This window comes from Vibrio superstes (assembly GCF_003569005.1).
In the GTDB taxonomy this organism is placed as follows: domain Bacteria; phylum Pseudomonadota; class Gammaproteobacteria; order Enterobacterales; family Vibrionaceae; genus Vibrio; species Vibrio superstes.
Genome location: NZ_BCUR01000001.1, coordinates 687,893 through 709,482, shown reverse-complemented (window position 1 = coordinate 709,482; position 21,590 = coordinate 687,893). Strand labels below are relative to the sequence as shown.

The following is a 21,590-nucleotide window of genomic DNA, read 5'->3' as shown; positions in this document are numbered from 1 at the left end:
CTTGGGAAACTATCGCGTAAGAAAGTAGTCTGCAAGAAAATCTATAAAGGCTCTAATGCGTTGAGGTTGGTGCTCACTATCTTTAAAAACTAGATACATGGGCAACTTGGTTTGTTGATATTGCTCCAGTATCAGTTGCAATGAGCCGTCTTGTAATTCTTTCTCAATCATCCACTTAGGCATAGCGGCTACACCTTCTCCTAGTTTGGCCATTTGCACCAACATCTCCGGACTGTCACTTCGTAGACGCTCTTTTACTCTCACCTTCAGCGTGTTCTTATCTATTGAGAATCGCCACAAATTGGAAGGAATCGATAAGGAGTATGTCAGGCATTGATGATGAACTAGATCATTGGCATTTTCGATCTTAGGGTGGTTATCTAAATATTTAGGCGAAGCGAAATAGGCGAGTTCATTATCCATTAACCACTTGGCTTTTAGTCCCGAATCTTTTAGGTAGGATGCTCGAATTGCCACATCAATATTCTCGTCAACAAGGTCGACAAGTGTGTCTGATACGGACACATCAACATATAAATTAGAGTGCAAACACATAAAATCACTCAGAGGCTGTGAGAGTAATCGAACACTGAACGCGCTAGGTACAGAGAGTTTTAAGGTGCCAGAGACAGACGTTTGCTCTTGCCTAAGCTGAGATTCAAATAAATGAGTATCTTCGGTCAGTTTTAATGCGAACTCTAAGTACTTCTGGCCGCTTGAGGTTAGGCTAATAGCTCGAGCATGTCGGCTGAACAAGGCAATGCCTAGATCGTTTTCTAGCCAAGCGATTTTTTTGCTTATTGAGCTTTGTGTGACATTCAATTCGTTCGCAGTGGCGGTAAAGCTGCCAAGAGTGGCTACGCGAGTGAATACCTTTATACAATCAAGTTTATCCATAATGTATTCCATTTAGGAATGATAACTAGCTAAATACTAGGGTACTTATCTTCAAAGAGGAATGCTTTAATGCTGTGACTGTTTATCGGAGGTTGAAATGATGTTGATTGTTAAAAGTCTATTGGTTGTATTTTTCTTGCTTGCAAGCTCAATAAAAATGCTTGGTTGGGTAAAGGCGGTGTTTGACATTCAGCTGAGCTTTTTCAAAAAGTACGGTTTAAATCGGACAATAATGTTTGCTATTGGAGTGATTGAGGCAACGGGAGCAAGCATGATTTTAGTAGGGATGATTAGTAGTTTATCCCTACTGACGTCATTAGGCGGATGCTTGTTGGCTATAGTCTCCGTTGGGGCGATATTCTTCCATTTTAGATTTGATACGTGGAAGGATGCGATTCCATCAATAGTGACATTGCTATTATCTACACTTGTTGCCTTACCACTGTTTAGGCTCTATTAACGTTTTGAATCCGCTCAGGGGTTAACTCTTCTTAACATATTTAGCGGTGATTAGGATTTCTCCCCAGCCTTCTACTTTGCAGTCTAGTTGATGGTCTTTGGCTATTGTCACGCGCTTGATTACAGCTTTAGCACCAATTTTTACTGCTGATGAACTGCCTTTGACCTTGAGGTCCTTAATGATTGTGACCTTGTCGCCTTGCTCTAGCTTATTGCCATTAACGTCGCGCACTGCTGATGCTTCTGCCTCAATAGCCTCTTGAGTTGGGTTCCACTCGTAAGCGCATTCCGGGCATACAAGGTTGCTCTGATCTTGGTACACATACTCTGAGTCGCAATTTGGGCAAGGAGGAAGAGACATATTATTGGGTTTCCGATGGATTGAGATTTTCGTCATATGGTACTGAGGTTTTACAGTGTTGGCGAGAGCACAACAGGGTTTAACAAGACTAGAAATATGCTAACTTGCTGTTTAGTTAAAATAAGGAACTTGGCTAATGAACTCAGATACCCTCACTCAATACCTTTCTAGAATAGGCTTATCAATGTCCCCCGAGGTCTCTACACAAGGTCTAAAGGCATTGCACATTTCTCAGCACAGAGCAGTACCTTTTGAAAACTTTGATGTGATTGCGGGTAAAAATATCGAAACTACTGCAAATGGAATCTTCAATAAGGTGGTCACTCGTGAGCGTGGCGGTTACTGTTTTGAGTTGAATGGCCTAATGTTGAGAGTCTTACTGGCTTTGGGCTTTGAAGCAAGAGCACTGCTAGGACGAGTTCACCTGTCGGGAGAACCAACTGGGCGAGGACATCAAACTTCACTGGTCACTCTGGACGGGCAGCAGTGGTTGGTGGATGTGGGTTTTGGTTCGCAAACGCCAAGGCATCCGCTACCTTTAAAAATGGATACTGAGCTTTGTACTGATCTACAAACCTTTCGTTTAGTCAGCCATGACTTATATGGAACTATGCTTCAGGTAAGAGACCAAGATAACTGGCTAGATCTTTATAGTTTCGATATGGAAGAGGTATGTGCTGGAGATATTGATTATGGTAATCATTTTACGTCAACAAGCCCAAACTCGGTGTTTACGTCTGCAAGCATAGCTTCTATAGCGACTGAAGACGGGGCAATTACGTTGCTGAATGATCTTCTGAAAATTAAGAAGGGTGATCAGATTACTGAGATCAAGCTGTCGGATGAATTTGACTACTTTAAGCAAGTAAAACTTCATTTTGGTTTAGATCTTGATGTGCCTTATCAGAAGATTGCTCAGCATTTTGATGTGAAGTGATGTTAATACTTTTGCCGCTGCTACCATTTCTGGTCTAAATCTTTCGCGTACAGCAATATTGCTCGTTGATACTCTTTGATGGCCTCACTGCTGGTGGTAGAAATGAGCAGTTCTAGCAGCAAAGAGGTCGCCTTTTTATGCTCGCCAAGATTGTATAAGCACATTGCGTAAAATGGTTGCACCTCTACCGAATTTGGATATTCATCGATCGTCTTTTCAAAGTATCTAAGTGCCTTTTTGTATTGACCTAAACTTGTAAAAGTGGAGGCAAGACCAAACAGCGTGTCGAAGCGTTCTATTGAGGTAAGTTTGCCGAGTAATGCTTGTTGATAATGTGAAATGGCCAGTTGCTCCCTGCCTTCATTATCAAAAGACCAGGCAATATGCAGGTGCGCTTGTCCTTGATAGTGTTCATTGAGTAAAAGGCCTTCAAGCAGTCGTCGGGACTCCGAATATTTTCCTTCTTTACGCAATGCAATTGCATTTTCAATGACATTATCGATGCTGGCTCCTTAGATTGCTATCTGAAAATGGCGCTCATCTTTGAGCTGACTAATGAATAATACTATTACTCATCAATCAATTAGCAACTACTATCTAGTACTAAGCCACTTCATTTAGCGCTCAAGGATAAAAAATGGCCAAAGTACTTATTCCCGTTACCAACCATGCAACTCTTGGTGAAACCGATCAAGCTAATGGTACATACGCTCCAGAATTAACTCATGCACTGCATGCCATACTAGCTGCTGGTTTTGACTATGACATTGCTTCAATGCAAGGTGGTAAAGCCCCACTTTACGGAACTGATATTGAGGGCGATAACGTGAATACGGATATTCTTGCCGATAGTGATTTTCAGAGTCGTGTCAATAACACGATTCCTGTATCTGCAGTGAATATCGCAGACTATGACGCTATATTCTATCCTGGTGGGTTTGGTCTGCTTTCAGATCTTGCAACGAATGAAGACTTCGCCAGAATTGCAGCGCAGCACTATGAAGCGGGTGGCATCATCTCAGCGGTCTGCCATGGTCCTGGAGCGTTGTTACCTATTACCCTAAGCAATGGTGAAACACTGCTCCAGTCGAAATCGGTGACAGGCTTTACTCGAGAAGAGGAAATAGACTTCGGCACTATCAATGACATTCCATTTTTACTTGAAGAATCTTTGACCAGGAGTGCAGCTCGGTTTAACAAGGTTCAGCCTTGGCAAGAGTTAGTGATTGTTGATGAACGTGTGATCACAGGGCAAAATCCGACCAGTGCGAGTGCAGTTGGTAAAGCCTTAGTGAAGTTGCTTTCTTAAATAAATAAAAAAGCGCCTCTTTGCTCGTTAGTGAAGAGGCGCTTTTAATTTTGGCTTTAAACAAGAAATTAGTTAATCAGGCCAAATGCTTTTGGTAGTGCCAAGCTAATCGCTGGAATAAAAGTGATCATCAATAGGGTGACGATTAACACTGCGCAGAATGGCAGTATGGATCGTATGACACTCTCTATCTTGGCCCCACTCACACTACAGCCAACGAATAACGCAGTACCCACTGGCGGTGTTGCAATACCAATACATAGGTTGAATATCATCATCATAGCGAAGTGAATTGGGTGCATACCCAGTTGCGTTGCAATAGGCATGAAGATAGGGGTGAAAATCAATACCGCAGGAGTTAAATCCATAAACATCCCTACAATGAGCAAGATTATGTTCATTAGGATAAAGATGATGATTGGATTATCTGAGATAGATAGCATCCATTCGCTGATCATGCTCGGTAGACCAGTGAATGCCATGGCCCACGACATGATGGTTGAAGCGCCAATCAAAAACAGCATGATGCCGGTAATTTCAGCGGTTTCTACACAGATGGTTCTGAGTTCTCGAAGACCTAAGGTCCGATAGCACAGCGATAAACCGAATGAGTAAAGTACGGCAATACAGGCGCCTTCAGTGGCGGTAAATATGCCTCCAATGATCCCGCCGATAACCACGACCACTAGCCCTAAACTAGGCACGGCACGCCAAGTAATGAGGAGTTTTTCACGTAAAGTGAGCTCCATCGGCGCACTCTTATAGCCCTTTTTCTTAGCAATGATGTAAGCCACCACCATACAACTAAGGCCCATCAGAATGCCGGGTACGTAACCTGCAATGAATAAGGCTGCGATTGAGGTACCACCACTCACCACAGAGAATACAATCAAAGAGTTGCTTGGTGGAATGAGCAATCCGGCAGGGCAGGAAGCCACATTGACCGCCGTTGAATAGGACTTATCGTAACCTTCTTTTTCCAATTCAGGCTCTAGGGTTTTACCAACGGCTGCCGCTGCTGCAACCGCCGATCCTGAGACCGAACCAAACAACATATTCGCGAGCACGTTTACATGAGATAGCGCCCCCGGCATACGGCCAACCAATACTTTGGCAAAGTGCACTAGACGAGAGGCTATCCCGCCACGGTTCATTATGTTACCGGCGAGAATAAAGAAGGGTATGGCGAGTAAACTAAAGCTGTCTATACCCGTGACTATCTTCTGGCCTGCGGTCATAAATGCCACGTTGGTTGGCAGTATCGTACACATGATCACAAGTGAAGACATAGCGATCGCAATAGCGATAGGTACACTAAATGCGATTAGAAATAGGAACAGGCACAGTAGCCAAAATCCGATAGAGATATCCATACTATTCACCTTCCTTGAGGTCTTGAGCAGGGGCGAACAGTTCCATGGTATTCAGGGCTAGGTAAATGAGCATCACAATCCCAGACAGTGGCAAAATGAAGTAAACATAGGCCATAGGGATCTGCAGGGCAGGAGAGAACTGCATCATGGTACGGCTCATTAGTAACATGCCGCCCTTAACCATCGCCAAGCTGATGAAAGTCACAGAGACTAGATTGATTAAGACATGAAAATATTTGCGATGTGCAGTCTTAACCGAACCAATAAAGAGAGTAATTGCTAAGTGCCCGTTCTTGCCAAACAAGTAACTTGCCCCGGCGAGACCAAACCAGATCATGGTATAGCGAGCCAACTCATCGGTAAAAGAGCTTGGGTCGTTGAGTACATAGCGACTGAAAACCTGCCACGTAACGGTAACCACTAAGGTGACAATTGCCACTCCACAAAAGGTGAGAATGGTCTTATCTAAAAGTGTTTTAAACTGACGTAAAATTGAGTACATCTTCCCTCCACGTCAAGATCAGTAAAATAAGCCCTCCAAAACAGAGGGCATTAATAAAGGTGGGTGTGATTACATTGCTTCGATTGAATCGATGTAGTATTTCAGAGCAGGATCTTTCTTCGCGTCCTCAATCATAGGCAGGACTTTTTCGCGGAACTTGCTTGTGTCAACGTCTACAAATGTCACGCCAGATTCTTTAGCAATCTTCATGTTCTTAGCATCGGTTGCAGCCCAGATATTGATCTCTTCTTCCATAGACTCGATGGCTGATTCCTTCACAATCTTCTGCTGTTCAGGGGTTAAGCTTGCCCATGTGACCTCTGAGATCATGATGAGGTCTGGAGTCATCATGTGCTGATCCATTGAGTAGTATTTAGCTACTTCTGAGTGTCTCATCTCAACAAGGCTTGAGATGTTGTTTTCAGCCGCATCGATGACGCCTTGCTGAAGAGCAGTGTAAACCTCAGTGAATGGTACTGGCGTCGCTCGTGCACCGAGTAGGCGTACCATTTCCATCATGGTTGGAGATTCAGGAACACGGATCTTCAAACCAGCCAGATCTTCTGGTGTATTGATTGGCTTAGAGCTGTAGAAGCTACGAGAGCCTGAGTCGTATAAGGTTACTCCCACAAAGCCTTTACCCGCACTGGATGCCAGTAATTTTTCTGCAGATTCACTACGCATAAAGGTATGCATGTGGCCTGAGTCGCGGAATAGATAAGGGATAGAAATTGCTTTGTAGGTAGGTTCAAACGACTCAGCCAATGAGCCATTGATTTTCGCCATATCTAGGGCACCAGTAACAACCTGCTCAGCTTGGTCTCGCTCTGAACCCAACATGCCGTTAGGGAAGATCTTAACGTCCATATCACCTGATGATTTCTCTTTCACTTTCTCAGCGAAGATAACCATGCCAGCGTGAGCGGCGCTATCCAGATTCATTGCGTGCCCTAGTGTAAGAGTTTTAGCATTGACGCCAAAGGCGGCAAGAACAGAGGTGGCCACTAGCGTTACGAGAGTCTTTTTCATTCACGATATCCTTATTTTTATCATTATGGATTTTTACTTACACACTTAGGTAAATTATTCACCCACTCAATGTGTTTGTGCTATGTCATCTTATATGACAAATATCGTCCTATTTTCGAGCAGACTCTCACTAAGTTGGTTTGGTATGTTTTTTGTATTAAATAACAAAGGTTTATCACGATGTTGCTGGTGGTGTTATGAAAAGCGACATCAAGAATGTGCCGGCTGACTATTTTTTGACCTCTACTGGTTGATTTTTCTGATGATTAAAATTTTGGCAGTCATTCATTGGGTGTATTGGTGGGGTTATTGAGACCTGAGTCAAAGTGAACCGAAAGTGCGGTGCCTTATCAGGTCACACTTTAGAGAAGGTCTATGGGGTTTATTGACATTGGTTTAAAGCAGGACCTCTTAAAGGGGGGAGGGGACCGTTATTAGAGGGGGTAGGTAGCGAGTTAATTCGAGATGGCAATATAGGTTTGGAAGATGTCTAGCAATGATAATCCCACCAATAATTGGTATTTTCGGAAAAAATGCACACGTTTTAGTAGCCTAATGACAAGCACCAACATTGAGATTACGAATGATAGATAGGCATGAAAAGAGAGTATTGGGAATTGTCATAATTTGTCCTCAATGTGTAAACACATTTCAGGATGGGACAACTCTTAGAAGAAAAAGCCTCGGTATAGCCGAGGCTCATTGGCTTATTCTTCAATAAGAAGTATTAGCCCTGGAAATCAGCGAAGTACTCATCAAGTACGGTGCGAGTTGCGCGACCAATAAGTTCGTACTCGTGGTGAGTCAGATTAGCTAGAGATACACGAACAGACGCATGCACAGTATCGAAGCCGTTACCTGGTAGTAAAATAACACCAGTCTCATGAGCTAGACGGAATAGGAAATCTTTACCTTTACCGCTTGCTTTGAACCACTCAACAAACTCTTCGCCGTATAGTTTGCCACCTAGAGTGTCTAGCTCTAGTAGTGTGTAGTAATCAACGCGGTCTTTGTTCTCTTCAACTTCTAGACCCATGCTGGTGTATAGAGTGATGTAGCGCTCACGAATGATGCGTTTGCATGCTGCTTTGTAGCTACCTTCAGAATCCATAAGGCAAGTCAGAGCAAACATTGCCATTTGAACTTGCTGCGGTAGAGATAGACCTGCAGTGTGATTCAAGGCTACGCTACGGCTATCAGCAACGATGCGGTCGATGAATTTAATGTCACGTGGCTCTGGAGTCAGTGTTTTGTAACGGTCATCAAGTTGGCATTGCTTTTCTTCGCTGAAAGAACGTAGTGCATCATCAAATACGTTTTTGTGTTGGATACCAATGGTACCTAAACGCCAGCCTGTTGCGCCAAAGTATTTAGAGAACGAGTAAACACAAAGTGTGTTGTACGGTAGTTTTGCGAATAGTGAAACAAAGTCATCTGCAAATGTACCGTATACGTCATCGGTGATGATGAATAGGTCACTGCGTTGCTCATTCACAAAGTTTGTTAGGTTCTCTAGAGTCTCATTAGAGAATTTCACTGATGCTGGGTTAGCAGGGTTAACTACGCAAAGTAGTTTGATGTCTGTATCTGCTAGTTTCTCGATTTCAGACATTGGTAGCTGCCAAGTGGTCTCATCAAGACGTAGCTCAACGATTTCTAGTTCGTACTCAGAAAGCTCTGGGATTTCTAGGTAAGGGGTAAAGATTGGCGTGATTAGCGCAACCTTATCGCCTTTTTTCAATAGACCGTTGTTGAACATAGTTTGGAATGTGTAGGTCATTGAAGCCGTGCCACCTTCCGTTGCAAATAGGTCGAAATCTGTGGTCATTGGTACTGGGCCGTACATTTCTTCTGCGATGTACTGCTTAACCACTTTTTCAATGTTTACTAGCATGCGTGGTGGTACTGGGTAGTTACACGCTAGGTAAGCGAGAACGAGTTCGTTTAGGAACGCTTGTTTTTGGATGCCTAGACGATCTTTTGCATAGCTGAGTGCACGCTCGATGAACTGAACACCTTTGTCGTTTGAGTACTCTTTAGTAAAGGTATCGAAACGCTCAACAATACCCACACCATCGGGGATACCACCGAAATCACCACCAAGGTAAGCGTAGTTACGCTCAGCTTCAGCGACTGCAAACTCACCAAGGCGAATGAATGCTTTACGTGGCAGAGTTGCTAGGAAGTTAGGGTTACCACGACCTGCATCTAACAGTGCGCGATCTGGAACAGTTTGTGCCACTTCGATAAGTTTGTCTTTTAGTTCGAATGGGCTTAGGTCTGCAAATTTTGAAAAGTCGATGTTTGAAGTTGTAGTAGTCATTCTAAAAACCTTAATTGAATAATTTTTGGTAAGACGATCCCCTCCCTTGTTATTTGAGTAAGGGATCAGTCTTGAATAGTTGTGTTATTTACATGCCAGCGTTAACAGTAATAATGCCGACGATAATAGGGCCCCATAGCGTAAGCAGAACGTTTGCTACGGCGTAAGTGACGGTGAAGGTAAATACCGGTGTTGCATTACCTGTTTTCTCCATTAGGGCTGCGAATGCAGGGTTTGCACTTCGACCACCAGTCACACATCCTAGTGCTTCAATTGGGTTCTTAATTCTCAACACATAGTAAGAGAAGAAGAACGAAATAATTTGCGGAATAATGGTTACTGCCATACCTAGGAACAGAAGGCTCATACCGTGTTCTTTAATAGTATCAACAGCTTGAGGACCAGCCTCTAGACCAACGATGCCGACAAATGCAGCTAGACCAAAGTCACGAATGAAGGCTGCAGCTGAAAGAGGGAACTGAGCCACATGCGGATTGCGGCTACGCAACCAACCGACTATCAGGCCAGAGATCAGACAGCCTGCACCAGAACCAATGGTCACTGGGATGCCCGCAATCTTGAAGCTGATTAGGCCAATTAGAAGGCCGACAACCATACCCATGCCAAGAATAACGAAATCTGTCATCGCACTTGTGTTCATGCGTTTGCCGATGTTTTTCTCAACACGGTTAATGTCTTTAGCTGAACCTGTTAGCTGAATAACATCGTTTTTCTGAACCACTAGGTCTGAAGTAATTGCGATAGAACTGCCTTCGCGGATGTAGTCAGTGACATAAACGCCGCGGTAAGTACCATCATTGGCCTCTGAACGTATATCGCTTAGTGTGCGACCAATCAGCTTTTTGTTGTCTGCAATTAATTGGCGGTTTTCTTCGATGACTTGATAGTCAGCTGGAAGCACCACTTCTTCGCCAATGGATGCGTGTTGTACTTTGTAGATAGCATCTCGAGTGCCAGTGATGACTAGAACATCACCTTCTTGAACAACGCTATATCTATCTGCATCAAGTTCTTTGCCGTCTCGCTCGATGATTTCAATGCGGGCATTGATTGAGTCTTGATTGACGTTGGCAATGGTTTTGTTTTTAAGAGAGCTTTCGCTATCAATCTTAAAAGCGCGAGTTTCTAGTTTGGTTAGAGCGTTAAATTCGCCTTCACTTAGAGCTTGCGGACCATCTGAGTTAGCTTCTGCCATTTTGATAGCTTCAGCGCGGATATCCCACTTCATGAGTGTTGGGAATACCCAAGTTACCATTAGGATTGGACCTAGAGAGCCAAAGATATATGTCACCGCATAACCCACAGCAACGTTGGTTTGCATTAGATGTTTAGCTTCTTCGGTCAAGCCGCCAAGGCGTCCGATCGCATCACCAGCAGTACCTATGATTGCAGATTGAGTCAAACCACCGGCGGCAAGGCCTGCAGCTGTACCACGGTCTAGGTCAAACAGCCATGCTGCTGCCAAGACACATAAAAGGCCTGATACTGTCATCACTACTGCTGACAGCAGAATGTTGATGGTTTTAAAGTTAAGGGCTTTGAAGAATTGAGCTCCGCCCTGATAACCAACAGCGTAGATAAATAAAGCAAAGAAGATACTCTTCACGCCAGGGTCAATGTTTACACCAAATTGGCCAACTATTACGCCCATCAATAGTGTTCCTGCAACACCACCAAGAACAAAACGTCCAATAGTGATCTTACCTACTAGGTAACCTAAAGAGAGAGTAATAAATAAAGCTATAAATGGTGATAAGTTAAATAAATCTGAAATTATGCTCATAACTAAATCACTTTCTAAATTCTAAAATAGGTAGCCAAACAGAGGCATATTGCTTGAATTGACTTAAAATTAACTCACCAAATCAGTGAGTGAGGCAACTTTAACGAGGTAATTTAAAATCAAACAATCTGGTTTGAATGATTAAATCCTCACTTAGCTAGCAAAAAGTATTAACCTATTGTTTTATATTGGTTTAATCTCTGTAGAGCGTTACTGATTTAAATTGAAATTTGCTTTAATCACTCTTTTCTAGGTAGGTAACTAGGGTCTGTTGACCTTTTGCGATTAAATTTTGCTCGACCAGAAGCCATTTAATCAAGGCGAGGGACTTGCCGCCTAGTCATCTAAGCAAAAGTCGCTCAACGAAGAGTAAATGGCTTCTGGCCGAGCCTTTCTTGCCGAGCCCTTCGGGTAGCGATTGGCACTCTCTTATTGGGCGCGTGCTTATTTAAAATAATGGGTTAGGCGATAATCATTTTGAGTGGGCAGCGATGATGATCTTTTAAACAGGGGTACTACTGGCGAGAGAAATTAAGACAAAAAAAGCCCCAGCAAACTAGCTAGGGCAAAGGGAGTCTCAGGTGTGGACTTTTCAATTAGAAATGTTGGTCAAGATGACCATAAAACGCTCAAGGCGCTAACTTTGTAGGTCGAACTGCCTAGTATTTGTGGCTTAATCAAACACTAGGCGAGGTTCACGAGTGAGTGTAATCAAGGCGTAAAGATCAACACACTCGCATATGACTGATCAGATCCGTCAAATACTCTCTTTTTAAATTTCTCTTACTAAGAATCTAATTAAATCAGTTAATTGAGCGTCACAACTACTTTTGTTCTTTGTGGTGCTCAAAGAAAATTGATTTCTCATGAGGACAAAACTTCGTATTTACATCGAGCAGTGATAACACTGAGCAGTAAAAATTGTCCTGAGTGAACGGCACCTCTTTGTTTTTAACTACGTCTTGATACTTGAACGTTGACGAGTCATTAAGCCATGCGACTGCCGCAATGTGCTTTTGTACCTCCGGCGCAAAAGCGAAGGGCATGCCGTGCAAGTATATGTCGTTTTCACCCAAAGACTCACCATGATCGCTGACGTAAAGCAGAGCGGTTTTGTATTGGTTTGAGTACTGATCTAACCAATCAATACTGCTATCAATGAAGAAGTCAGTAAATAGCATGGTGTTGTCGTAGGCATTGATGATTTCATCACTAGAGCACTTAGCCAGTTGATTACTTTTACATACAGGAGTGAACTGTTCGAAGACCTGAGGGTAGCGCTTAAAATACTCTGGCCCGTGGCTGCCCATCGCATGGAGTACAACAACGATATCTTGATTTGGGTGCTTATCGACATAGTCATCCAGACCAACTAGCATTCCGGTATCTCTACACTCAGGGTCGCAGACCGTATTGAGGTCAGAAGACTTAAATGACTGATAATCAACGCGTTCAGCAACGCCCTTAGAGCTGGAATTGTTGTCTCTCCAAAGGACAGCGACATTATTTTCATGTAGCGCGTCTAGGGCGTTGAGCTTGTTGTAGATGGATTTACTGTCAAATTCATCTCTCGGATCAGGGGAGAACATACACGGCACAGACACTGCTGTAGAGGTGCCACAACTGGTCATGTGCGAGAAGCTAATAACTCCCTTGCGCTTACTCAATCTCGGGTTGGTTTGACGTTTATAACCATTCAGTGAGAAATGGTCAGCGCGTCCTGTTTCTCCCACAATTAGCACAATGAGATCGTGTTTGTTTGGGTCGCTATGCTCTATTTTGGCATCTGGCACAACATTGATCATTTCAGACTCTGGCTTAAGCGGGCTGACATGGCTTTTGCCAAAGTATTTCCCAACTGAATAGAGTGGAAAAAGAGGTGCTGAGTAAAACCTAACACTCTTGTATTCTCTAAAGAACGAGGCGTAATTGGCACTATAAGGCACTAGAGCGGCTGCTATCATCACAACAGCAAGCATGATAGAGAAAAGCTTAGCTCTAATTTCTTTGAGAACCCCCTGATAACCTACCGGTGCTTTGTAGACAAGATATGCGGGAACCAGAGCGCCTAATAATATAACCATGATGAGCTCTAGTGAGAGTAAGCCAAACGCCTCACTGCTATCGGTTTCTATGATGTTTCTTAACATTACCGTGTCAATCACGATGCCGTAAGTCCAAGAGAAATACGCGGCTGAAGCGCCAATCAAGAAACCTATTATCAGCACTAGCTTGGTGAATAGTCGTCCACCTAAGATTGAAAATACTAGAGCGTGAGCAGCAATCAAAAATACGACAACACTGATTAAAAAGCCGGTATTACCATCGCTTGTAGGAAAGGCATCAGTGAAGTGCTTAAAGAATGAGAAGTTAAAGAGTGCGGAATAGACGATGGTACATAACCATATAAGCCTATATTGTCCGGTAATCATCCTAAATAGAAAGTTCATTGTATTAACCCTTTGCTCACAATTATCCTCTTTGAGGGGAGCAAGATAACAAGTGAGTGCAGCGATGACTGAGAGTAAAAGTTAGATTACTGCTATGAATGCTCTGTCTAGAAAGATTCTAGCTGTTATTGACACTGTGATAAGGAATTCATCACTTATTTAGGAAGGGATTAGTCTAAAGTTCAGAATGTGAAGGCACTCTAAATAAAAAAAGAGCCCTCAAGCGTTGCGCTTCAGAGGCCCTTTCTATTTGATGACTGTGGCTTATATCTTCTAGTTACTTTCTCCTAACGGTACAACTAAGATATCGACAGGTGAGTTGTGGATCAGGTGTTTGGAGTAGGAAATAATACGACTCCAGAAGTCATGGTGATGTCCACAGATTAGAAGATCGCATCCGTAACTTGCTATGGTGTCAGGTAGCTTATCGCTCAGATCTCCTGTACCAATGAGGAAGTGCTTGATAGGTTGATCGGTATACTCTGTGAGTGTTTTCAACTGCTCTAGAGAAGCACGTTTGATTGGAGGTTCTTGTTCATCCACCTGAATATCTACCAAGTCTGGGTAAATCTCTCCGTGCGATCCATCGATGTGAATAAATGAAACCTCTGCGTCGAGTATTTTTGCCAGAACGGCAGCTCTATCAATAAGCACCTTGCTGTCTTCCGCGAGCTCTAGTGCGACTAGTATATGTTTGTATTTCATAACGGCACCCTGTTCCTTTAGTAACACTTTCAATAATAGACACTTTTACAAAGAAAGAGTGTAGGAAAGCTCTCACATCAGAGAATATCCTTATATATTTCAAGGTTTCTGTGATGGAGATAATTATTTGTTCTTATTGTTGAGCAAGCCTACTTTTGTAGTCCTTGAACTCGGCGAGAATAGCCTCGATGACCACTTGCTGGGCATTGGTTTTCCGCGTTCTGTGTCGATACACCAAGGAGATATCGCGATGAGAGAAATCGTAGTCGGGTAACCACTCGATCAAGCTACCTCTTTTCATGGCTTGCTCTGCAAAGTATTCAGATACAAATGCGAACCCCAAGCCATTTTCCGCCATCTGCACTACGGATTCAGCGCTGGCCAAGGATATTTTTGGATAGAGTTTAACCGTTTCGAGATTATGTGTTTTTTTGTTGTAGCCAGTGATTGATTGATGTTGAAGGTGGCCAACATAATCAATTTCTTTGAGTTGCGCCAATGTGGTTGGGGGTGACCTTAAAAACGTAGGTGAAGCAACGACTCTCACGTTAATTGACATTAGCTTTTTTGCGACTAAATTGCTGTCTGGAAGATCGCCCACCAAAACGCCTATATCTGCGTCTGGATCTAAAGTTGAGGTATCAGAAGCAGGAATAAACTTCAGTTTTAATTTTGGGTATTTTCGAAGCAGGTTTTCCATTCTATCTTTAATAAAATACTGATACACAAAGTCAGTACAATCAATGGTTACCCGTCCGGAGACATCGTCTTTATCGCTATTGATATTTTCTAGCTCATCGCAAAGGCTAGTAAAATGGGAAGACAGACGTTCGTAGTATTGCTTGCCTATGTTGGTGGGTTTAAGGCTGGCTTTAGAACGAATAAATAGGGGAGACCTTACTTGTTCTTCCAAGTAAGCAATGCGCCGACTGATAGTCGAAAGAGGAATTTCGAGCTCTTCACTTGCGGCTTTCATGCTGCCAAGTTTTACTACCTGACAGAATAGGTAGAAGTCATCTAGGTTACGTGCCATGTTCCATACAACGTCTGTAAGTATCTGTTATAAAAATACATTACAGACGCTGAGGGTGCGAGTTTATTTGCCTATAAAAACATGGATAAGGGTTACGAGAAACGACCACCGTTGCGTTTATCGTCTTCATCGCCGATAAAGTTACCACCAGTTTTGTCGCTTGGGTCTGCCCAAGTGTATCCGCCACCACTCTTCTCGCTAGGGTCTACCCATGCAAAGCTGCCACCGGTTTTGTCGCTTGGGTCTTCCCATGTATAGCCGCCACCGCTCTTCTCACTAGGGTCTACCCATGTAAAGCTACCACCGGTTTTGTCACTAGGGTCTTCCCATGTATAGCCGCCACCGCTTTTCTCGCTAGGGTCTACCCATGTAAAGCTACCACCGGTTTTATCACTAGGATCTTCCCAAGTGTATCCACCGCCAGTTTTTTGACTGTAGTCCATAAACGAACTTGTGGTTTGTTGGTCTGTGATTTGAGTCGTGTCTTGATTCGCTGCAAATACGGCAGGAGTGACAAATAGAGTTGTAATTAATAGTGTTGATAGGGTTTTCATACGTTCACCTTTATAGATTAATTTAAAGTTGATATTCCGCATTCCCTGCCGACAAGAAGAATATTACGCCTCGCTATTGATTCCGTAAATATAAAATATTAAGAGCTTAAATCTCAATAATGGGATTAATATCAAGGGAGGGAGTAGCATGAAGAGGTGTATGAATTAAGGGGGGCACATAAAAAAATCCCAGAGTGAGGGGGAGTCACTCTGGGATTTAGGCGTTTGGGGGGATTATATCAAGCTATTACAGCTCGATAGTTACTGTCTCGCCGTCAACAGTTAGCTCTAGCGTGTTACCTACAAGCTTATGAGACACTTCAACCTGCTCGCCTTCGTTCTTATTAGGAACTAGAAGAGTAAGGATGTTGTGCTCTTTAGATGGCTTGAATTCAACCTCAACGTGACGGTGGATTTCAAGATCTTTGTACTCGTATGGGTCAACTTCGCCGAAGCCTTCAACGTTCTTCACAGAAGTGATGTTGTCAGCAGACTCATTGATGAAGTTCACGTCTAGGTGCGCTACTTCGCCACGGATAGTGAAAGACTTGTCAGCCACTTCGTTAGCGAAAGTCGTGTGCATTAGCCAAGTCATGTCTTTCTCTTCAGATAGAGTAGCCTTGTCTTGCATTACGAATACTTTACCTTGAACAAACCAGATCTTACGCTTGTAAGATTCGATCTCAGGAACGAAGTACTTGTAAGAAGCCGTCGCATCACCTTCAACCATCTTCACATCAGATTCTGTGTCGTAGTCTGTGATGTTACCGCCAGCTTCGATACAGAAGCGATCTTGGTGACCTTCATAGCCAGTGTTCTTGTTCTCGCCGTACTGACCCTTGCCACCGAATAGAGGAAGGTTCTTAGAGAACGTTTGACGACGCCACTTAGTGTGCATGTCAACACCGAAACCACCGTAGTAACCAGTGATTGCAGCAAGAGTTTCACCGAATGCATGCAGTGTGAATGCGTTTTGGTCGCCGTGAGAGTGGCTGATAGAGCCAAACGGAGAACACTTGAACACCATGTGGATGTGCTCATCACGCTCAGTCATCTTGTTGTGGAATGCAGCCCAACCAGTGATTGGGAATACTTTCAACAATGGATCGTTAGACGGTGCTTGCTCTTCTGGAGCATCCCAAAGGATGTTGAAGCGAAGATCGTCGTAGCCGAAGTCCCACCAACCGAAGTTGTAGAATTTAGTGTGCGCTTCAGTATCACGACCTTTAAGTTGGTTGTAGTACCAAACGTACTCAGGCTTCTGGTTAACACCAGCGTAATGCTTGATGTTGTAAGCCAGTTTTAGGCCTGGGAAATCACCAATTGAAGACTGGTCACAGAAGCTAGCGCGCTTAGAGTGAACAGGCATGCAGTATAGTGGGAAGTCACCTGTGTTTTCGTAGAATGTTTTGTTAAACATGTCTACGCCACAGTAAGCTTTCAATAGGTCGAATGCTTCGCCTAGGAACGCAGTTTGCGTGTTCCAGTAGTCAGGACCTTCAGCCCAACCGCCGTCTTCACCACCCCATGGTGGGTAGTACTCTGCGTAGTATTCTAGTGCGTATGCAATGTACTCGCCTGCTTTCGGGTGATCGTGGTAAAGCGCGATACACGTTGGGATGATAGCAGAAGAGATAGAACGAACACCGTGGCTGTTTAGTGGGTTGTTCAGTAGATCAACCGTTACTTTCAGGTGGTGCATGATTTCGTCTAGACGAACGACTAGTGCGTTTCTAACGATCTCGCGCTCTTCATCAGTGAAGTGAGCGTTTAGCCAGTCGTAACCCCAAGCCATTGCTGCAACTACGCGGAATGCTGCTTCATCGTTGTAGCCACGAGAAGTCACGCCATCTGGATCGTAAGTAGCAAGTTTTAGAGTCCAAGCTTTAGCTTTAGCAATTAGGTCTTCGTCTTCGCTTACGATACCAGCGATAGAAAGGTTACGCGTTGCGTTAAGCGCCATTTGGCAATCAACGTACATTTGACGCCAGTAAGGACGCCAAAGAGACGCTTTACCTACAGTTTCTGCAGGGTATGGCTGTGGCTCTTCAAACGGTGCTGTTTCATAGAACTTCTCAGTAGAGTTCTTGATGAAATCGTTGTACATGCAGAAAGAAGAATCTGCTTTAACCTTTGCTTTGAATTCTGCTAGGTCTGCACCTTGTACTAGAAGGCGTGGACGTGCTTCAGAAAGGTTATCTAGGAATGAAAGATCAAAGTCTCTTTTTTGAACTTCGATTGGTAGAAGGTCTACTAGGTTACCCGCTGACGTATCATTCTCAAGCTTCATCTTTCTGATAGCATCAAGCGCTTTGTCGTTGCTCATACGAACTCCCGTAAATTGTGTTTGGGGGAACAAATAAAATTCTTATAAAGCTTATTGTAATACAATTAACCTAAGATCACGATTGTCATTTCACAAAATTGTTCATTTTGTGACGCCCTCCGCAGGTCTAGCGTTTCCTTATGCAAAGTATTGATTAAAAATTAGCAATGTTTATATGAGCCTACGAAGTATTTTACCGAGGCTGACGTAGATAAAATCACGCTCATTTCTATGTTTGAGCACGGATATTTCGTTATCAACTATGTGGCTGATTTCCCTTATATAGTATGACTATTTGCTCGATTACAAAGGCTAAACGGTTTATTAACCGAATCAAAGATAGTCGAAAATTAAGACATGTGTTCCGATTTTGAGCTCGCTCGACATTCTTGTCGCTTCTGAAGTAATCACTTGCGAAAATCAAAGGTAAGATATGTTTTGTTACACTTTTCTAAGGGGTGATTTGAGGCACAGTAGATAGAAATGAAGAGACCGACAATCTCTGGTGACAAACATATTCTGTCTAGTGAAGTGATATTCAAGGGGTAAAGTTAAGATTATTTTATATCAGGGAAGCCAATCACAGATGTCTTGGAGTTTTGTTGGTGGAAGTGCCAGTCGTTTGCTACGTTTAAGTTACAGAGTGATAAGAAAGGTATAATCAATGAAAGTAAATGTTCAGACGCATCATGTATCAATTACCGAAGATTCACGCAAAGAGATTGAAGGGAAATTCGATAAGGTAGCAAGTCATTTTCCGCAACTAATCAGCTGCGATATCATTATCACCAAAGAACATGGGGAACACGAGGTAGAGGTCTTCACCAACTATGAAGGTGTAAGAGTTACAGCGAAGTCAAATAATGAGGTAATGTATCCGGCGATTGCTGGAGCACTTAAGAAGCTGGAAACGGGTCTTCGTAACCGTAAAGGACAACTGAAGTCTGATCTTCACGAAAAGCCAACTAGTACTAAACCGGAAATTGCATCCGATATTATTCAAGAAATGAAACTAGTGTGACAACAAAAACGGAATTTGTATCAAGCCAGCATTTTAGATGCTGGCTTTTTTGATCTTATCTAATTCTAGTTCGGAACCCTTCCCCTCTTTTATCTGTGTTCACCAAGCCTTTCATGTGATTCTTTTGTGTAAAACTCTCGTAACAAATCTCTGCATATTTCACCTCGCAATATTCGCCTGGATTATGGATTTATGAGCCTGTTATTACTTGTTGGATATGAATCAGTGCGTCTAGGAGCACATATGTTGCATTTTTCATAAAAATCATTTGTTAATGGAAATTTACAATAGAGTTGTTGACTGTTGCATGGTAAATTTCGATCAAGTGCGAAGGATCTGCACAATATACATACAAAAGCTAATTAAGAAGTTTAGCGGGAGAAGACATGGATAGTATCTCATTTGCTCAAGAAGTGATTCTTGGAGACGCGTGGTTAGTTATAGACGCGAATGGTAATTTAAAGTTGGCATCGGAAGGGTATACTCCGCAAAGTGGAGAGGTTGTCCTTTCTGTTGGTGACAATGCCGTTACGGTTGCAGAGGATCTCGTTAGAGAACTAAAGATATCTCAGGCCAAAGACGGTGCTCTGAACAATATTGATGCCGAAAACGTCATCAATATTGTTAAACAAGGCGATGATCCTTCTCAGCTGGAAGGCTCAGAACCAAGTTCAGGTGACCTATCGGGCTCAAGCCTAACAGCAACAGGCGCTGTTGATCGTGATAATGCCGAAACTATTGCGCAAACTACGTTCAATACCGAAGGCTTTTCAGGCTATCTATTTACTGAAGAACAAGAAAGTGCCATCACACAGTTCGTCACTGATGCTAACACTATCCTACCGCCAGGCAGTGATGCCGATTCTGATTCTCAAAATGATAAAATTGTTATTCCTACTGCGGTTGATGACCTTTTAGAGACACTAGAAGATCAGAACGTCACCCTAGATTTATTAGAAAACGATTTTATTGATCCTAACGATATTGAGATCATTGATATTTCCGTACCCGCAGACCAAGGTACTGTTCACCAAAGCCCAGATGGAAGCTACTACTTCAAGCCAGCCAAAGACTTCAATGGCGAAGCTGAAATCGAATACACCATCAAAGACGGTAATGGCAACGAAGACAGCGCAACTGCCGTTGTCGTAGTTGTCCCTGTTAATGACGCACCGACTGCAGTCGACGACGTCATATCAACCCCAGAAGACACGGCAGTGGTTATCGATGTGCTTGATAATGATACCGACATTGACGGTGACAAAATCACGCTAAAAGACGTATCGCTCGTTGACCCATCGCAGGGTTCAGTTGAGATTGTGGACGGCAAGGTCGAGTTCACGCCCGCTGAAAACTTTAACGGCGAAGTGAAGATTATTTACGTCATCGAAGACGAAGGTGGATTGGAGTCTTCTGCCGAAGTTGTGGTGACTGTTGAGCCTCAAAACGATGGCCCAATTGCGGTTAATGATACCGCAAGCACTGACGAAGATACGGCTGTAACGATTGATGTGCTGAACAACGATACAGACATTGATGGCGACAAGCTGACTATCACTGCAGCCTCAGTCCCTGCTGACCAAGGTACGGTGGAGATTGTGGATGGTAAGTTGGTGTTTACACCAGCGAAGGACTTCAATGGTGATGCGACGATTTCTTACACCATTACTGACGGCAACAAAGAATCCAGCGCTGAAGTGGCCGTGGCGGTTGCGCCGCAGAACGACGGCCCAGTTGCGGTTAACGATACCGCAAGCACCGATGAAGATACGTCAGTCACCATTGATGTGCTGAACAACGATACTGACATCGATGGCGATGATCTAACTATCACTGCAGCCTCAGTGCCAGCTGACCAAGGTACGGTGGAGATTGTGGATGGTAAGTTGGTGTTTACACCAGCCAAAGACTTCAATGGTGATGCGACGATCAGCTACACCATTACGGATGGTAATGGTGAATATGCCAATGCTGAAGTAGCGGTAGCAGTTACGCCACAAAACGATGGCCCTGTAGCGGTTAATGACACCGCTGCAACGGATGAAGATACCGCAGTCACCATTGATGTGCTGAACAACGATACTGACATCGATGGCGATGATCTAACTATCACTGCAGCCTCAGTGCCAGCTGACCAAGGTACGGTGGAGATTGTGGATGGTAAGTTGGTGTTTACACCAGCCAAAGACTTCAATGGTGATGCGACGATCAGCTACACCATCACTGACGGTGATAAAGAATCCAGCGCCGAAGTGGCTGTGGCGGTTGCGCCACAAAATGATGGCCCTATAGCGGTTAACGACACCGCTGCAACGGATGAAGATACCGCGGTCACCATTGATGTGCTGAACAACGATACAGATATTGATGGAGACAAGCTGACTATCACTGCAGCCTCAGTGCCAGTTGACCAAGGTGCGGTAGAGATTGTGGATGGCAAGTTGGTGTTTACACCCGCCACAGATTTCAATGGCGATGCAACCATTAGCTACACCATCACTGACGGT

The 21,590-nt window shown here is 43.6% G+C and carries 18 protein-coding genes; 5 read left to right on the top strand and 13 right to left on the bottom strand.

The window, feature by feature from the left end; genetic code table 11:
* Window positions 1–9: 9 nt before the first annotated feature.
* Window positions 10–897, bottom strand: a complete 888-nt coding sequence (locus D5I41_RS02955; RefSeq protein WP_119008426.1) for a LysR family transcriptional regulator — start codon at window positions 895–897, stop codon at window positions 10–12.
* 100 nt (window positions 898–997) lie between these two features.
* Between D5I41_RS02955 and D5I41_RS02950 the strand changes: the two genes are divergently transcribed.
* Window positions 998–1,357 (top strand): DoxX family protein, encoded by a 360-nt coding sequence (locus tag D5I41_RS02950; RefSeq protein ID WP_119009217.1) that lies wholly within the window; start codon window positions 998–1,000, stop codon window positions 1,355–1,357.
* A gap of 21 nt (window positions 1,358–1,378) precedes the next feature.
* On the opposite strand, the gene D5I41_RS02945 is transcribed toward D5I41_RS02950, so the two are convergent.
* On the bottom strand, window positions 1,379–1,717 hold the full coding sequence (locus tag D5I41_RS02945; protein WP_119008425.1) for a zinc ribbon domain-containing protein YjdM: 339 nt from the start codon (window positions 1,715–1,717) through the stop codon (window positions 1,379–1,381).
* A 136-nt stretch (window positions 1,718–1,853) separates the two neighbouring features.
* Here D5I41_RS02945 and D5I41_RS02940 point away from each other — a divergent pair, with 136 nt between their 5' ends.
* A complete protein-coding gene (locus D5I41_RS02940) occupies window positions 1,854–2,654 on the top strand; it encodes an arylamine N-acetyltransferase family protein (RefSeq protein WP_119008424.1) in 801 nt (266 codons plus the stop codon).
* A gap of 20 nt (window positions 2,655–2,674) precedes the next feature.
* Here the strand turns inward: D5I41_RS02940 and D5I41_RS02935 are convergent, their stop codons facing one another.
* Entirely contained in the window at window positions 2,675–3,157 is a 483-nt protein-coding gene (locus tag D5I41_RS02935; protein ID WP_119008423.1) for a tetratricopeptide repeat protein, read from the bottom strand.
* A 134-nt stretch (window positions 3,158–3,291) separates the two neighbouring features.
* On the opposite strand from D5I41_RS02935, the gene D5I41_RS02930 reads away from it, so the two are divergent.
* On the top strand, window positions 3,292–3,963 hold the full coding sequence (locus tag D5I41_RS02930; protein WP_119008422.1) for a type 1 glutamine amidotransferase domain-containing protein: 672 nt from the start codon (window positions 3,292–3,294) through the stop codon (window positions 3,961–3,963).
* Window positions 3,964–4,031: 68 nt separating this feature from the next.
* Here the strand turns inward: D5I41_RS02930 and D5I41_RS02925 are convergent, their stop codons facing one another.
* The 10 genes from D5I41_RS02925 to D5I41_RS02880 all read right to left on the bottom strand — a co-directional run bounded on the left by D5I41_RS02925 (window position 4,032) and on the right by D5I41_RS02880 (window position 18,062).
* A complete protein-coding gene (locus D5I41_RS02925; protein ID WP_119008421.1) occupies window positions 4,032–5,336 on the bottom strand; it encodes a TRAP transporter large permease in 1,305 nt (434 codons plus the stop codon).
* Between the two features lies 1 nt (window position 5,337).
* Window positions 5,338–5,829: a TRAP transporter small permease gene (locus D5I41_RS02920; protein ID WP_186811089.1), complete on the bottom strand. Its 492-nt coding sequence runs from the start codon at window positions 5,827–5,829 to the stop codon at window positions 5,338–5,340.
* 78 nt (window positions 5,830–5,907) lie between these two features.
* Window positions 5,908–6,867, bottom strand: coding sequence for a TRAP transporter substrate-binding protein (locus D5I41_RS02915; protein WP_119008419.1), 960 nt, complete (start codon window positions 6,865–6,867; stop codon window positions 5,908–5,910).
* 727 nt (window positions 6,868–7,594) lie between these two features.
* Window positions 7,595–9,190, bottom strand: coding sequence for a bifunctional aspartate transaminase/aspartate 4-decarboxylase (locus D5I41_RS02910; protein ID WP_119008418.1), 1,596 nt, complete (start codon window positions 9,188–9,190; stop codon window positions 7,595–7,597).
* An 88-nt stretch (window positions 9,191–9,278) separates the two neighbouring features.
* Window positions 9,279–10,994 (bottom strand): aspartate-alanine antiporter, encoded by a 1,716-nt coding sequence (gene aspT, locus D5I41_RS02905; RefSeq protein ID WP_119008417.1) that lies wholly within the window; start codon window positions 10,992–10,994, stop codon window positions 9,279–9,281.
* Window positions 10,995–11,818: 824 nt separating this feature from the next.
* Window positions 11,819–13,444 carry a phosphoethanolamine transferase gene (locus D5I41_RS02900; RefSeq protein WP_119008416.1) on the bottom strand — a complete coding sequence of 542 codons (1,626 nt, stop codon included), beginning with the start codon at window positions 13,442–13,444 and terminating at the stop codon, window positions 11,819–11,821.
* 273 nt (window positions 13,445–13,717) lie between these two features.
* Window positions 13,718–14,149, bottom strand: coding sequence for a universal stress protein (locus D5I41_RS02895; protein ID WP_119008415.1), 432 nt, complete (start codon window positions 14,147–14,149; stop codon window positions 13,718–13,720).
* 133 nt (window positions 14,150–14,282) lie between these two features.
* Window positions 14,283–15,182: a LysR family transcriptional regulator gene (locus D5I41_RS02890; protein WP_119008414.1), complete on the bottom strand. Its 900-nt coding sequence runs from the start codon at window positions 15,180–15,182 to the stop codon at window positions 14,283–14,285.
* Between the two features lie 92 nt (window positions 15,183–15,274).
* Complete coding sequence (locus tag D5I41_RS02885; RefSeq protein WP_119008413.1) at window positions 15,275–15,736, bottom strand: hypothetical protein; 462 nt, start codon at window positions 15,734–15,736, stop codon at window positions 15,275–15,277.
* A 247-nt stretch (window positions 15,737–15,983) separates the two neighbouring features.
* Window positions 15,984–18,062, bottom strand: coding sequence for a DUF4962 domain-containing protein (locus D5I41_RS02880; protein WP_119008412.1), 2,079 nt, complete (start codon window positions 18,060–18,062; stop codon window positions 15,984–15,986).
* 664 nt (window positions 18,063–18,726) lie between these two features.
* Here D5I41_RS02880 and hpf point away from each other — a divergent pair.
* The gene (gene hpf / locus D5I41_RS02875; RefSeq protein WP_119008411.1) at window positions 18,727–19,083 is read left to right on the top strand and encodes a ribosome hibernation-promoting factor, HPF/YfiA family; all 357 of its coding nucleotides are present in this window, start codon (window positions 18,727–18,729) and stop codon (window positions 19,081–19,083) included.
* A 386-nt stretch (window positions 19,084–19,469) separates the two neighbouring features.
* A partial coding sequence (locus D5I41_RS02870; RefSeq protein WP_119008410.1) for a tandem-95 repeat protein occupies window positions 19,470–21,590 on the top strand: 2,121 nt, incomplete at its 3' end.